Genomic DNA, 13,969 nt, shown 5'->3' on the forward strand with positions numbered 1-13,969 from the left:
CCGGCCGGCAGCTGCTGACCGTCCCCGACGTCGGCCCCCACCGGGCCGGCGCCGGGGACCGTCGCAGGGCTAGGGCGCCAGCGTCGTGGTGGTGGTGCTCGTCGACGTCGTGGTCGGAGGCGCCGTCGTGGTCGTGGGCGCCGCCGTCGTGGTCGTGGGCGCCGCCGTGGTCGTGGTCGGCGCCGCCGTCGTGCTCGTCGTGGTGCTCGACGTGGTCGACGACGTCGTGGTCGAGCTGGACGAGGTGGTCGTCGTGGGCGAGTCGTCGTCACCGCCGCTCGCGAACACCGCCACCGCGATGGCGATCAGGAAGACCAGCACCAGCACGATGGCCACGATGACCGAGGTCTTCTGGTACCACGGCGGCTCGTCCTCTTCCGGGCCGTAAGGTCCGCCGGGCCCGCCCGGGCCCCCGGGACCGCCACCGTCGGGGGGCAGCGGCGGCTGGGGCGGCACGTCGTAGTGGACCGCTTCGGTGCCGCCGGCGGGGGTGACGGCGCCCCCGACCTGCGTCGGGTCGGCGCCAGGCCCGGTGGCGCCGGTCGCGCCCGTGGGCGCCCCGGCGGGCTGGGTCGGGGGCCCCGCCGGGTCACCGAAGACGGAGTTGCCCGGTTGGGTCGGGTTGTCGCTCATGGCTGGCTCCTGGCCGCGTCGGTGCAGGGGACGGCATCGACGGTAGTCCGACGCCCCCGCCCCTGGGTCGACCCTGCGTGACCCCCCGGTGACTACGGTCGCGGGACAGGGAGACGAAAGGGGAGCCCGATGGGCAACGCACGTGCACTGGGAGCCGAGGCGCTCGGCACCTTCTGGCTGGTACTCGGCGGCTGCGGGTCGGCGGTGCTCGCAGCCAAGTTCGGTGAGGCCGACGGGCTCGACGGCATCGGCATCGGCCTGCTCGGGGTGTCCCTCGCGTTCGGTCTGACCGTGGTCACCGGGGCGTACGCCCTGGGCCACATCTCGGGCGGCCACTTCAACCCGGCGGTGACGGTCGGGCTCTGGGCCGCGAAGCGCTTCGAGGCCCGCAACGTCGTGCCGTACGTCGTCGTGCAGGTGATCGGGGCCATCGCCGCCGCCGGCGTGCTGCTGCTCATCGCCGACGGCCGACCGGGGTTCGAGACCGAGGGAAACTTCCTCGCCGCCAACGGCTTCGGCACCACGGGCTCACCCGGCCAGTACTCGATGCTGTCGGGCATCGTCGTCGAGGTGGTGTTCACCGCCGTGTTCCTGTGGGTGATCCTCGGCGTCACCGACCGCCGGGCGCCCGCAGGGTTCGCACCGCTGGGCATCGGTCTCTCGCTGGCCCTCATCCACCTCGTCACCATCCCGGTGACGAACACCTCGGTCAACCCGGCGCGGTCCACCGGACCGGCGCTGTTCGTGGGTGGCGACTGGCTGGGCCAGCTCTGGTTCTTCTGGCTCTTCCCGATCGTCGGTGCGCTGGTCGGCGCCGGTCTCCACCGGGCCCTGTCGGGGCACCACGAACCGGGCGACGCCGAGATCAGCTGACGCTGACGGGGGTCACGCCCGGGCGCCTCAGGGCCGGACGGTGTTGACCCCATCGGTGGACACCAGGTCCACGCCGGCGCCCACCCATTCGGTGGCCTCCATCTCGGCCAGCAGGCCCGGGTCGTCGACCCGGGCGTAGCAGCGGTCGCCCTCGAGCAGGTCGGCGATGACGAGGCCCCACTCCGCAGCGCCGTCGCGCCCGTGGGCCACCGTGTAGCTGGCGACGACCGCCGGGCCGGACGCCTCGTCACGGATGGCGCGCTGGGGCGCCTCGTCCACCGCCCCCTGCACCTCGGACTCGGCCGGCCAGTCGAGAGGCCCGGGCGTCGTGGAGTACACCCCGAAGGCGTGCTTCGTCATGTGCATGCCCACGCCCGAGACCATCCCGTAGGAGCCCGGGTCCTCGCGGAGGGTCTGAGCCATGGCGGCCAGGGACTGGGTGACGTAATTGCTGCCGGCGCCACCGGCGAAGGGCAGGCCGCCGGTGACCGTGAGCGCGCGCTCGTCGTCGGCGGCGATGCCGAGTGCGTCGGTGGCGAAGTGCAGGGAGCTGGCGAAACAGGAGTACAGGTCGAGGTGGGCCACGTCGTCGATGCCCACCCCGGCGACCCGCAAGGCCTCGGCCCCGGCGCCGGCCATGGCGGGCGAGCGCCAGAGGTCCTCGCGCTCGGCCACGTAGATCGGGTCCGACGCGTAGCACCAGCCCCGCAGGTAGACCCGCTGCTCCGGCGGCACGCCGAGCTCGTCGGCCTTCTCGTGGCTGGCCACGATCACGGCGGCGCCGAGGTCCACGTCCATCACCGACACCGTGAGCTTCGTGTACGGGTAGCCGACCATGCGGTTCTCGGCCGTCGGGGTGATGAGCTCGTCGGCGGTGCGGGCGGTCGGGAACCAGGCGAAGGGGTTGGACGCGGCGACCTCGGTCATCGGGGCCATGAGCGCGCCGATGCCGGCCCGGTAGTCGTCGGGCGCCACCCCGAGATGGGCGCGCCGGGCGACGTCCCAGACCGGGAAGGTCAACCACGCCTGGAACACCTGGTGGGCGATCTCGGCGGGATGGAACGGGTCCTCGAAGGGGAAGGGGTTGCGGTCCGTCGCGGGGTGGCTCCACTCGGGCTTGCGGCCGTCCTTCTTCATCCGCCGCTTCGTGGCGAGGGCCTCGGCTCCGACGATCACGCCGACGTCGATGTCGCCGGACGCGATGACGTCGGCCAGGTGCTGCACCAGGAGCTGCGGGGTGGTGCCACCCATGCCCGAGTAGTGGCCGTGCCGGCAGGCGACACCCAGTCGCTCGGCGAGGCGGGCCGCCGGATCGTCGTACTCCCAGCTCTGGCAGTGGACGACGTTGAAGCTGTCGATGGCCTCGAGCACGCCGCGCCCCCGACTGTCGGCGGCGGCATCTCGAACCGCCTGCTCCCAGATCGCGAGGGGCTCGGGCGACTCGCCGTCTTCCGGGCGCACGACCGACTGGGCGACGCCGATGAGACAGGCCGAGCGGGGGTCGGGCCCAGTCACCGCGACGTCACCGCCCCGTCCACTGCGGCGGACGCTTCTCGGCGAAGGCACGCGGGCCCTCCTTCGCGTCCTCGGACGAGAACACGACGCCGCTCAGCTCCTCCTCGACCTTGTACGCGGCCTCGAGGTCGAGGGCCAGCCCGCGCAGCACGCTCTCCTTCGTGGCCTGGACGGCCAGCGGCGCGTTGGCGGTGATGCGGTGCGCCCACTCCCGGGCACGGTCGAGCAGTTGGTCGGGCTCGACGATCTCGTTGAGAAGGCCGACCTCCAGCGCCCGCTGGGCGGGAAAGGCCTCGGCGGTGAGCAGGAACTCCATGGCCGCCGGGAACGCGAGCTGGCGGGGCAGCCGCACGGTGGTGCCACCGCCGGCGAACAGGCCCCGCTTCGGCTCCATGACCCCGAAGGTGGCGTCCGGTGTGGCGATGCGCAGGTCCACGCCACCGAGCATCTCCATCCCGCCGGCCACGCACGGACCGCCCACCGCGGCGATGATCGGCTTGTAGATCTTGGCGTTGCGCAGGACCGCGCGGGTGCCGTCGCTGAGCCGGCAGCCGTCGATCTCGGTGACCTCACCGCTGGCGATCTTGGTGTGGAGCTCGGTGATCTGCGGGATGTAGGTCTTGAGGTCGGCGCCGGCCATGAAGGCCCCCTCCACCCCGGTGACGATCGCCACCCACGCCTCGTCCTCGTCCTTGAACCGGCGCCACGCGGCCGCCAGGTCGCGGAAGTGGTACATGTCGAGGGCGTTGCGGGTCTCGGGCCGGTCGATGGTGATGAGCGCGACGTGGTCGTCGCCGAGGTCGTAGTGGATCGGCATCGAGCGACACCGTAGCCAGGGCGGCATCTAGGGTCGGCCCCATCGCCACCGTCGCCCCGAGCATCGAGACCATCCCACGCCGAGCCTGGCTCGTCCTCGCCGTCGCGAGCATCGCCGGGTTCGCCGGGGCACTCGACCTGTCGATGCTGTTCGTCGCCTACCCCGCCATCAGCGACGCGTTCCCCTCGACGCCGGCCGCGCTCCTCTCGTGGGTGGTCACGATCTACAGCATCGTGCTGGCGTCGCTGCTGATCCCGAGCGGGCGCCTCGCCGACCGGCTCGGACGGCGCCGCATGTTCCTCGTCGGCACCGCCGTGTTCGGCGTCGGTGCCCTGGCCTCCGGTCTCGCGCCCGGCCCCGTGTGGCTCATCGCCGCCCGGGCGGGCCAGGCCGTGGGTGGAGCGCTCATCCTGCCCGCCTCGATGGGCGTGCTCCTCTCCGAGTTCCCGGCCTCGCGCAGGGGGACGGCCATCGGCACCTGGGGCGGGGTCGGCGGTATCGCCACGGTGGCCGGCCCGGCCATCGGATCGGCGCTGCTCGCCGCCGGCGGGTGGCGCTGGGTCCTGCTGATCAACGTGCCGTTGGCCCTGATCGCGTTCGTCGGGGGCGCCCGGACGTTCCGCGAGTCCGTGGACGCCGACGCCCGGGTGGGCGACCTCGCCGGATCGGCCATCCTCATGGTCGCGGTCGCGGCGATGGCGCTGTCCATCACCCAGGGCCCCGAACGGGGCTGGACGGACCCCGTGGTGCTCGGGTCGGCCCTCGTCGCCGTGGTCGCCGCGGCGGCGCTGGTGCGCCGCTCGTCCCGCCAGGCCGACCCGGTGCTGGACCTCGACCTGCTCGCCGACCCTCTGTTCCGCGCCTCGAACGTGGTGGCCTTCACCTTCTCCACCGCCTTCTTCGCCATGTTCTTCGGCCTCGTGCTCTTCGCCACGGAGGTCTGGGAAACGCCCCACTCACGAGCCGGGCTCTACGTGATCCCCGCCCAGATCACGGCGGCGACGCTGTCGTTCGCCGGGGGCAAGCTCGCCGACCGGGTGGGCCACCGCCGCGTGATGGTCCCCGGTGCGCTGTCGTTCGCCGCCGGCAGCCTGCTGCTGTTGCTCGCCGTCGGTGACCGGGACACCTTCGGGGTGTGGGTGGTCGCCCTCGTCTTGATGGGGGCGGGCATCGGCGCCGTGTTCCCGTCGTTCCAGAGCGGCGCCGTGCACGGGGTGGCCAGCACGAAGTTCGGGATCGCCGCCGCGACGACCCAGACCAACAGCCGCATCGCCGGCACGTTCGGCGTCGCCGTGGCGGTCGTGCTCGTGGGCGGTGCCACCACCGGCGACGCCGCGGGGTTCGACCGCCTCTGGCTGTTCCTCGCCGCGCTCGCCGTCGTGTCCGCGGTGGCTTCGTGGCGGGTCGACACCCGGGGCGCGACCACCCCCGATCCGGTGCCCCTGATCCCCTAGTGTCCCTCTCCATGGGGGATCTCTGGCACGAGACGGATCTGTTCATCGACGGGGCGCGGGTGGCGGCCGAGGGAGGCGCCACCTACGACAACGTCAATCCCGCGACCGGTGAGGTCATCGGCGTCGCCGCCGACGCCTCCGAGGCGGACCTCGACCGCGCCATCGGCGCGGCGCGGCGGGCCTTCGACGAGACGGGCTGGGCCACCGACGTCGAGCTCCGCGTGCGCTGCCTGCGCCAGCTGCACCAGGCCCTCGTGGACCACCAGGAGGAGATCCGGGCCATGACGGTGGCCGAGGTGGGCGCCCCGGTCGCCCTCACCTACGGGCCGCAGCTCGACGTCCCCCTCGAGTTCCTCACCTACTACGCCGACCTCGCCGAGCAGTACGCCTGGAGCGAGGACCTCGGCAACGCCGAGCCCATGGGCATCCCCTCGCACCGCTGGATCGAGAAGGAAGCCGTGGGCGTGGTGGGGGCCATCACGGCCTGGAACTTCCCCCACCAGCTCAACCTCGCCAAGATCGGGCCCGCCTTCGCGGCCGGCAACACCGTGGTGCTCAAGGCCGCGCCGGCCACGCCCTGGTCGGCACTGGTGCTCGGGCGCCTCGCCCAGGAGCACACCGACATCCCGCCCGGCGTGCTCAACATCATCACCGCCGAGCGCAACGACATCGGCGAGGCCATCACCACCGATCCTCGGGTCGACCTCGTCACCTTCACGGGGTCGACCGCCGTGGGGCGACGCGTCATGGCGGCCGCCGCCGACACCGTGAAGAAGGTGTTCCTCGAGCTCGGCGGCAAGTCGGCGTTCGTGGCCTTGGACGACTGCGACATGAGCGGCGCGGCCGGCGCCGCCGCCTTCGGCGTCTGCACCCACGCCGGCCAGGGGTGCGCCATCCCCACCCGCCTCCTGCTCCCCCGCTCCCGCTACGACGAGGGCGTCGAGATCGCCAAGAGCGTCCTGGAGTCGATGCCCTATGGCGACCCCACCGACCCCGCCAACTTCATGGGCCCGCTCGTCACCGAGCGCCAGCGCGAGCGCGTGGGCGGCCTCGTCAAGGGCGCGGTCGACGAGGGTGCCACCCTCGTCACCGGCGGCAAGGTCCCCGAGCACCTCGACCGGGGCTGGTTCTACGAGCCCACGCTCCTGATCGACGTCGATCCCGACGCCACCATCGCCCAGCAGGAGGTGTTCGGGCCCGTGCTCGCCGTGATCCCCTACGACGGCACCGACGACGAGGCCGTCCGCATCGCCAACAACTCCGTCTACGGGCTGTCGGGCGCGGTGATGTCCGCCGACAACGAACGAGCGAAGGCCGTGGCCCGACGCATCCGCACCGGCACGCTCATGATCAACGGCGGCATCTACTACAGCCCCGACGTGCCCTTCGGCGGCTACCGCCAGTCCGGGGTCGGCCGCGAGATGGGCGTCGCCGGCTTCGAGGAGTACCTCGAGACCAAGGCCTTCGCCGAGCCCGCCTGATCCCACCGAGGCGACCGCCGACGTGACCGAGCTGCCCTTCGTTCCGGACCTGGGCGGACCTCGCACGCGCCGGGTGCAGGTGGGGCTCTACCTGCCGCAGCTGCGCATGGACTACGCCACCATCGAAGAGCGCGTGCTCATGGCCGAGAACCTCGGCTTCCACTCGGTGTGGTTCATGGACCACCTCGCCGCACCGGCGATGCCTGAGGCGGACACGCTGGAGGGGTGGACGGTGGCCGCCGCGCTCGCGCGACGCACGTCGCGCATCCGCCTCGGCCACCTGACCCTGTGCACCTCGTTCCGCCACCCCGCCCTGCTGGCCAAGATGGCCGCCACCCTCGACGTCATCAGCGAGGGGCGCCTCGACCTCGGTCTCGGGTGGGGCTCGGTGGAGGAGGAGCTGCGCACCTTCGGCTTCCCTGACGAGCCCGCGAAGGTGCGGGCCACGCGCCTCGTCGAGTCCCTCGAGGTGCTCGACCGGATGTTCACGGGCGAGCCCTTCTCGTTCAAGGGACGGTTCCACCAGCTGCGCAACGCCATCGGGCGCCCCGTGCCGGTGCAGCAGCCGCGCATCCCCATCCACATCGGGGGCGGCGGGAAGCGCTTCACCCTGCCCATCGCCTCGCACTACGCCGAGTGGTGGAACTGCCCGTCCTACGCCGTCGACCGGCTCGAGGAGCTGATCCCCCTCGCCCACCCCGCGCACGTCTCGGTCCAGCACGTGGTCGCCCTGGCCTCGAGCAGAGCGGATCGGGACGAGGTCGTCGAGGCGGCCGAGCGCCGCTTCGGCGGGTGGGGCGGGCTGATCGTGGGCACGCCGTCCGAGGTCGCCGAGGCCCTCAACCGCGAGGTCGAGATGGGGGTGGAGATGTTCATCTGCCAGTTCTCCGACTTCGGCAGCCCCAAGTCCCTGCGCCTCTTCGCCCGGGAGGTCCTGCCGGCCCTGCGTTCCACCCTCACGCTCGAGCGCTGACGCCGGACGCCCAGGCGCGGGGCAGGCGACCGCCACGACTCACAGGTAACCGAGTGGTCACGTTCGCGGGCACGGCGAGTCACAGGGTGCTAGCCATGGCGCGACGCCGGCGGCTTCCCGGCCACGTTCTTCGCGATCGTGTCCCTCGGGGTGATCGGGCTCTACATCTCGTACATCATCCCGGTGTTCCTGCGCCTCCGGCAGGGGGAGAACTTCGAGCGGGGACCCTGGAACCTGGGGCGCTGGAGCTACATCGTTGGCTGGGCGGCCGTGATCTGGGTGGTGTTCATCTCCATCCTCTTCCTCGTCCCGCAGTTCAGCCCGATCACCTGGGCGAGCTTCAACTACACCCCGGTGGCCCTCGGGGCGCTGATGATCTTCGTCTTCGGGTACTGGCTGCTCTCGGCCCGCAGGTGGTTCAAGGGACCACAGGTCATGGGCACGCCCGAGGAGCTGGCCGCGCTGGAGGCCGAACTGGAGGCCGTGGCGGCCGGCAAGGCGCCCGCCTCGGAGTTCACCGCCATGGAGGACGAGATGGAGCGGCGCCCCGACGAGCGGTAGCACCGGTTCTGACGTGGCAGGGTGGGGTCGGCCGTGGCCGGCCCCACCCTGCCCACGGCCGTCCCGACGGGCGGAGGGGAATGCGTGCACGACGAACCGGAAGAGCTCACGGCCTTGCTGGACCAGGTGCCCGGCTGGGCCGGGCGGCGGCGGAACGTGCGCCCGCTCGTCGGCGGCATCACCAACCGGAACTGGCTCGTCTCCGTGGGCGACGAGCGCTTCGTGGTCCGCTCCCCCGGCGCAGGCACCGACCTGCTCGGTATCGACCGCGACCACGAGTACGAGGCCGCCCGTCAGGCGGCGGCCCTCGGCGTGGGACCCGAAGTGGTGGCCTTCGTGGACGATTCACTGGTCACCCGATTCATCGACGGCGCCTCCACGCTGACCCCCGAGGAGGCACGGGACCCGGCCACACTCGCAGCCGTGGCCGAGACCCTGCGCACCGTGCACGACGCCGCGCCCATCACCGCGGTCTTCGACTGGTACGCGATCCCTGCCGCCTACGCCGCGACCGCCCGGGCCCACGGCGTCGTCGTCCCCGCGGCCGACGACCTCGCGATGGCCCAGGCCGCCGAGCTGCACCGGGCCTTCGCCTCGGCACCTGATCACCCCGTCCCTGCCCACAACGACCTGCTCGGGGCCAACTTCCTCCTGGACGGCGATGCACGGATCTGGATCGTCGACTGGGAGTACGCCGGCATGAACGACCGCTTCTTCGACCTCGGGAACTTCGCGGTCAACAACGGCCTCGACGACGCCGGTGACGAGATCCTCCTCGAGGGGTACTTCGGCGAGCTGACCAACGGGCGCCTCGCCCGCCTCCGCCTCATGAAGGTCATGAGCGACCTGCGCGAGGCCATGTGGGGGGTCGTGCAGCAGGCGGTCAGCACCCTCGACGTCGACTTCGAGGCCTACGCCGCCGAGCACTTCGACCGCCTCCTCTCCAACGCCGGCAGGCCGGGCTGGTCCCGGCTCCTTGCCGACGCCGCCACCGGGTGTGGCCTCGATGACTGACCGGGCCCGGGTCGTCGTCCTCGGCGGCGGCGTCGGCGGGGCGTCCATCGCCTACCACCTCGCCGAGGCCGGGTGCACCGACGTCGTCCTCGTCGAGCGGGCCGAGCTGACCAGCGGCAGCACCTTCCACTCCGCCGGCCTGGTGGGCCAGCTCCGGAGCTCGCTGCCGCTGACCCGCATGATGATGCACAGCGTCGACGTGTACCGCCGGCTCGAAGCCGAGTCCGCGGAGACGGGACGGGCCCTCGGCTGGCGTGAGGTCGGCTCGCTGCGGCTGGCCGCCACCCCCGAACGTCTCGAGGAGCTCCGCCGGCAGCAGGGCTGGGCCACCACCTTCGGCCTCCCCATGGAGCTGCTCGGCCCGGCCGAGGCCCAGGCGCTGTTCCCGCTGATGGACCCGACGGGCGTGCTCGGGGCCGCCTGGCTGCCGACCGACGGCTACCTCGATCCCAGCGGCCTCACCCTCGCCCTCGCCGGTGCCGCCAAGGCCAAGGGGGTGCGGGTGCAGACCGGGACGCGGGTGGTCGACCTCGTGGTGCGCGGCGGCCGCATCGCCGCGGTGGTCACCGACCAGGGCACCATCGAGGCCGAGGCGGTGGTCGCCGCCTGCGGCATGTACACCCCGAAGGTCGCCGCCATGGCGGGTGTGCACGTTCCCATCATCCCGATGGCCCACCAGTACCTGATCACCAAATCGGTGGACGGGGTCACCGAGGACCTCCCCCAGCTGCGCGACCCGGACAACCTCGTGTACTTCCGGCGCGACGGTTCCGGACTGGTGCTCGGCGGCTACGAGCGGGAGCCCGCGCCCTGGGCGCTCGACGGTGTCCCCGAGGACTTCAACAACCGCCTTCTGTCCGAGGACTGGGACCGCTTCGCCCCGCTCATGGCCAACGCCTGCCGGCGCGTGCCGGCGGTCGAGGAGGCCGACATCGTCCAACTGTTGAACGGCCCGGAGGCCTTCACCCCGGACAACGAGTTCATCCTGGGCGAGAGCGACGTGGCCGGCTTCTTCGTGGCCGCCGGCTTCTGCGCGCACGGGATCGCGGGGGCCGGCGGAGTCGGGCGGGTGATGGCCGAGTGGATCGTCGACGGCCGACCGAGCTTCGACACCTGGAAGATGGACATCCGCCGGTTCGGCCCCCAGTACCGCAGCCAGGCCCACACCCTCGCCCGCACCGTCGAGGTCTACGCCACCTACTACGACATCCACTACCCGAACGAGGAGCGTCAGGCCGGGCGGCCGCTGCGCCGCTCCCCCGCCTACTCGGCGCTGGCCGCGCTCGGCTGCACCTTCGGCGAGAAGAGCAGCTGGGAGCGGCCGAACTGGTTCGAGCCGAACGCCGCCGCCGGCGACCCTGCGAGCCGCCCCCGCGGGTGGGCCGGCGAGCACTGGAGCCCGGCCATCGGGGCCGAGGCCCTGGCCTGCCGCGATGTCGCCGCACTCTTCGACGAGACGAGCTTCTCGAAGGTCGAGGTCACCGGCTCCGGGGCCACGGCCTTCCTCGAGCGGATCTGCGCCAACCGCGTCGACCGGCCCGTCGGCTCGGTCACCTACACGCAGCTGACCAACGAGGAGGGCGGCATCGAGTGCGACCTCACCGTCACCCGCCTCGACCACGACCGCCACCTGCTCGTGACCGGCACGGCCTTCGGGAACCACGACCTCTCGTGGATCCACCAGCAGCAGCGCCGGCTGCCCGAGGGCGACGGGTGCGAGGCCCGCGACGTCACCTCGGCCTGGGCCTGCTTCGGGCTCTGGGGCCCGCAGGCGCGCACCATCCTCCAGCGCCTGACCCGCAGCTCGCTCGCCAACGACGACTTCCCCTACCTCACCGCCCAGCGCCTGTCGGTGGGCTCGGTCCCGACGGTCGCCGTGCCCGTCACCTTCGTGGGTGAGCTCGGGTGGGAGCTCTACTGCCCCACCGAGTACGGAGCGACCCTGTGGGACGCCCTGTGGGAGGCGGGGCGACCCGAGGGGATGGTGGCCGGCGGCTACCGCGCCATCGACTCGCTCCGGGTGGAGAAGGGCTACCGCGTCTGGGGCCAGGACCTGACGCCCGAAGACACCCCGTTCGAGGCCGGCCTGGGCTTCGCGGTCGCGCTGGACAAGGACGTCGACTTCGTGGGGCGGGAGGCCCTGCGGGCGGCGAAGGCGGGCGGGGTGCGGCGGCGCCTGCGCACCCTCGTGCTCGCCGACCCGCTGGCGGTGCCGCTCGGCTCCGAGCCGGTCCGCGTCGACGGCACGCTCGTGGGACGGGTCACCAGCGGCAACCAGGGATACCGCACCGGCAGGGCATTGGCCTTCGCCTACCTCGACGTCGACCACGCCGAGATCGGCCGTCCCGTCGAGGTGCAGGTCTTCGGCGAGTGGATCCCCGCCGAGGTGGCGCCCACCGCCGTCTACGATCCCAGCGGCAGCCGCATCCGAACCTGAGGCACGCCCTCTCAGCGGCGTCCCGCGGAACGCCCGGAGCGTTCCGCTGAGTGGCTGGCGGTCAGTTCTGTCGGTCTCGGACGGAGAGGATGGCCCAGGAGAGGTCGTCGGCCCGGACCCGGGTGCCGTCCCAGAGGCTCATGGCGGTGTCATCGGTGATGTCGAGGCCTTCGGCGAGGTTGCGCAGCTCGAGCTCGTCGTCGACGCGGCCCGCCGGGGTGTGGGCAAGGGGCTCGCGGCCAGGCCGGTGCACCAGGACCTCGCCCAGCAACACCTCGATGCGATAGCCGCCCTCGTGCACCAAGCGGTGGTGGAACGCGCACAACGTGATCAGGTTGTCCAACTGGTTCGGCCCGTGATGCTCACGATGCACGATGTGATGCGCGTGGAGCCGCCCGAGCAGATCACACCCCGGAAACTGGCAACACCCGTCGTCGCGGATGCCCAACTCCCTGCGCAAGCGCGTCGACATCGTCTTGAATGCCTTGCCCACCAGGCGCGGCGTGCCATCAGGGCCCACCGCGATCGTGAAGCTCGTGGCATCACAGGCCAGGCGGCGGGCCGTCTCCGGCGAGAGGTTCGGGCCCCCCTCGAGCCGACACACCCCGTCGGCGTCGAGCGCCAGGACCTCCTCCTCGACCAGCACCACCACCGTCGCGGTCGGATCGCTCACCAGGCCCGACCGCCCGCCGTTGTCTGTTCCGGGCGCTGCGGCGCCATTCCCAGGCGCGGTCGCGGCTTCGGGCGTAGCGGCGGCTTCGGGCGTGGGAGTGGCTCGGGGGGTAGCGGGCGCCTCACCGCCGCCGGTCGCCGAGGCACTCCCGGCGCGGGCGCCGGACTCCGCGCCGGTGTCGGTGTCGGCAGCGGCGGCGCGATCGGCGCCGTTATCGGCGGGTTCTGTTCCGATCGAGGCTCGCGAGGCCGCACCACCGCCGGTGAGGGCCATCTCGCACACCGCCACCAGGGCGTCGGCTTGGCGGGCCGCCTTCGGGTCGTCACCCGGCTGAGGCAACGGAACGCCCTGATCGTCGACCGGGCGTTCCGCAGAACGCTTCGTCGCCGGCACCGTCACCGCCCCGATCGCCGCGATCACGACCTGCGCTTCCTCGGGCGCCAACCGACCCCGGAAACACACCATCCCGTCATCGTCCACCCACCACTCGAAACACCGCCTCGCATGGCGATCCTCCGCCGCCTGATCGTCGAGGCGGCCCGTGCGGCGGTAGCCCTTCACCATCTTCTCGAGCATGGCCGCCGTCGCGTGCAACGCGTAATGCACCAAGAACTCCTCGGCCACCGGCCCATCCACCACCCGCGAGATGGCCCGCACCTGCGAGTAGGAGAGCTCGCCCCTCGAGAACCGCGCCCGCACCAACGAAAGGACCTCCAGCGCATGGGCGACCCGCAGATGCTCCTGGGCGGTACGCAGGCTCATCCCGCACTGCCAACTCAACCAGTGCGTGCACGACCGGCACTCCCACTGCCCCCACCCCTCCCGCCGATCGAACTCCGCCACCAGCAACAACCACCGGCACAACGCCGCCGCCAGATGCCCCGACAACGTCTTGATCTCCGCCTCCAACCGCTCGGTCGCCATCTCCGCCGCCCGCTCCATCACCCCCACCCCGATATCGCTGACCTCTTCGACGAACACCGTGGACATGACCGAAACCTCCGAGGACCCTGGGCGGCGAGACACCCCCATCATCCCCACCCCCACTGACACTCACCGGCACCCCGAAAACGTCCCGCGGAACGTTTTCGCCGGCGGTCGATCGCCTCCACGATGGGTGGTCGCGCCGTCCTGGCGGCGAGGCAAGTTACGTAATACACTAATCCTGTGTGGAGATCCGAGCTTCGGCAGGCGCCATGGCCCTTCGCCCGACCTTCCACCGTCTGCTGCCGTGAGCGGAGGCCCACGATGAGTGACGCCAACGACGCCTACCTGACGAAGTCTGGTCGCCGCCTCACCGGTGCCGACCTCGACGCCCTCGCCGACGAGGTCGAGCATGCGGACTACCCCGTCGAGCAGATCAAGCCCCGGCGGGGCCGCCCGCCGCTCGGCTCGGGTCCTTCCGAGGTGGTGCCGGTCCGGCTCGACCCAGAGCTCCGGGAAGCGGTCAGCGCCCGAGCCGACGCCGACGACACCTCGACCAGCGAGGTCATCCGGCGGGCGCTGCGGGCGTTCCTCGACGTGGCCTGATCCCACCG

At 72.1% G+C, this 13,969-nt stretch carries 12 protein-coding genes; 8 read left to right on the forward strand and 4 right to left on the reverse strand.

Translation table 11 applies throughout. The features are described from left to right. Window positions 1-69: 69 nt before the first annotated feature. Window positions 70-633 carry a hypothetical protein gene (locus JNK12_07640; GenBank protein MBL8775786.1) on the reverse strand — a complete coding sequence of 188 codons (564 nt, stop codon included), beginning with the start codon at window positions 631-633 and terminating at the stop codon, window positions 70-72. Between the two features lie 129 nt (window positions 634-762). On the opposite strand from JNK12_07640, the gene aqpZ reads away from it, so the two are divergent. Further along, window positions 763-1,506 carry an aquaporin Z gene (gene aqpZ, locus JNK12_07645; GenBank protein ID MBL8775787.1) on the forward strand — a complete coding sequence of 248 codons (744 nt, stop codon included), beginning with the start codon at window positions 763-765 and terminating at the stop codon, window positions 1,504-1,506. A gap of 27 nt (window positions 1,507-1,533) precedes the next feature. Here aqpZ and JNK12_07650 read toward each other — a convergent pair whose 3' ends face one another. After that, a complete protein-coding gene (locus JNK12_07650) occupies window positions 1,534-3,021 on the reverse strand; it encodes an acetyl-CoA acetyltransferase (GenBank protein MBL8775788.1) in 1,488 nt (495 codons plus the stop codon). A gap of 7 nt (window positions 3,022-3,028) precedes the next feature. Then, the gene (locus JNK12_07655) at window positions 3,029-3,838 is read right to left on the reverse strand and encodes an enoyl-CoA hydratase/isomerase family protein (GenBank protein ID MBL8775789.1); all 810 of its coding nucleotides are present in this window, start codon (window positions 3,836-3,838) and stop codon (window positions 3,029-3,031) included. 143 nt (window positions 3,839-3,981) lie between these two features. Here JNK12_07655 and JNK12_07660 point away from each other — a divergent pair, with 143 nt between their 5' ends. The 6 genes from JNK12_07660 (at window position 3,982) to JNK12_07685 (ending at window position 11,758) form a co-directional block, all read left to right on the forward strand. Continuing rightward, window positions 3,982-5,292, forward strand: coding sequence for an MFS transporter (locus JNK12_07660; GenBank protein MBL8775790.1), 1,311 nt, complete (start codon window positions 3,982-3,984; stop codon window positions 5,290-5,292). An 11-nt stretch (window positions 5,293-5,303) separates the two neighbouring features. Next, the gene (locus JNK12_07665) at window positions 5,304-6,773 is read left to right on the forward strand and encodes an aldehyde dehydrogenase family protein (GenBank protein ID MBL8775791.1); all 1,470 of its coding nucleotides are present in this window, start codon (window positions 5,304-5,306) and stop codon (window positions 6,771-6,773) included. Window positions 6,774-6,795: 22 nt separating this feature from the next. Beyond that, a complete protein-coding gene (locus JNK12_07670; protein MBL8775792.1) occupies window positions 6,796-7,746 on the forward strand; it encodes an LLM class flavin-dependent oxidoreductase in 951 nt (316 codons plus the stop codon). 138 nt (window positions 7,747-7,884) lie between these two features. After that, entirely contained in the window at window positions 7,885-8,307 is a 423-nt protein-coding gene (locus JNK12_07675; GenBank protein MBL8775793.1) for a hypothetical protein, read from the forward strand. Between the two features lie 84 nt (window positions 8,308-8,391). Continuing rightward, window positions 8,392-9,321 carry a phosphotransferase gene (locus JNK12_07680; protein MBL8775794.1) on the forward strand — a complete coding sequence of 310 codons (930 nt, stop codon included), beginning with the start codon at window positions 8,392-8,394 and terminating at the stop codon, window positions 9,319-9,321. Then, complete coding sequence (locus JNK12_07685) at window positions 9,314-11,758, forward strand: GcvT family protein (protein ID MBL8775795.1); 2,445 nt, start codon at window positions 9,314-9,316, stop codon at window positions 11,756-11,758. The genes JNK12_07680 and JNK12_07685 overlap by 8 nt, the downstream gene beginning before the upstream one ends. A 61-nt stretch (window positions 11,759-11,819) precedes the next feature. Here the strand turns inward: JNK12_07685 and JNK12_07690 are convergent, their stop codons facing one another. After that, window positions 11,820-13,421: a DUF222 domain-containing protein gene (locus JNK12_07690; GenBank protein ID MBL8775796.1), complete on the reverse strand. Its 1,602-nt coding sequence runs from the start codon at window positions 13,419-13,421 to the stop codon at window positions 11,820-11,822. Between the two features lie 258 nt (window positions 13,422-13,679). On the opposite strand from JNK12_07690, the gene JNK12_07695 reads away from it, so the two are divergent. Then, window positions 13,680-13,961, forward strand: a complete 282-nt coding sequence (locus JNK12_07695; GenBank protein MBL8775797.1) for a CopG family transcriptional regulator — start codon at window positions 13,680-13,682, stop codon at window positions 13,959-13,961. Window positions 13,962-13,969 lie beyond the last annotated feature (8 nt).

The organism is Acidimicrobiales bacterium, from assembly GCA_016794585.1.
Lineage (GTDB): Bacteria > Actinomycetota > Acidimicrobiia > Acidimicrobiales > DATDAH01 > JAEUJM01.

Excerpts from the sequence above, each read along its gene's own strand:
- JNK12_07655 (MBL8775789.1), bottom strand. The coding sequence starts at position 3,838 with ATGCCGATCCACTACGACCTCGGCGACGACCACGTCGCGCTCATCACC.
- JNK12_07685 (MBL8775795.1), top strand. The coding sequence starts at position 9,314 with ATGACTGACCGGGCCCGGGTCGTCGTCCTCGGCGGCGGCGTCGGCGGG.
- JNK12_07640 (MBL8775786.1), bottom strand. The coding sequence starts at position 633 with ATGAGCGACAACCCGACCCAACCGGGCAACTCCGTCTTCGGTGACCCG.
- JNK12_07660 (MBL8775790.1), top strand. The coding sequence starts at position 3,982 with ATGCTGTTCGTCGCCTACCCCGCCATCAGCGACGCGTTCCCCTCGACG.
- JNK12_07665 (MBL8775791.1), top strand. The coding sequence starts at position 5,304 with ATGGGGGATCTCTGGCACGAGACGGATCTGTTCATCGACGGGGCGCGG.
- aqpZ (MBL8775787.1), top strand. The coding sequence starts at position 763 with ATGGGCAACGCACGTGCACTGGGAGCCGAGGCGCTCGGCACCTTCTGG.
- JNK12_07690 (MBL8775796.1), bottom strand. The coding sequence starts at position 13,421 with ATGTCCACGGTGTTCGTCGAAGAGGTCAGCGATATCGGGGTGGGGGTG.
- JNK12_07695 (MBL8775797.1), top strand. The coding sequence starts at position 13,680 with ATGAGTGACGCCAACGACGCCTACCTGACGAAGTCTGGTCGCCGCCTC.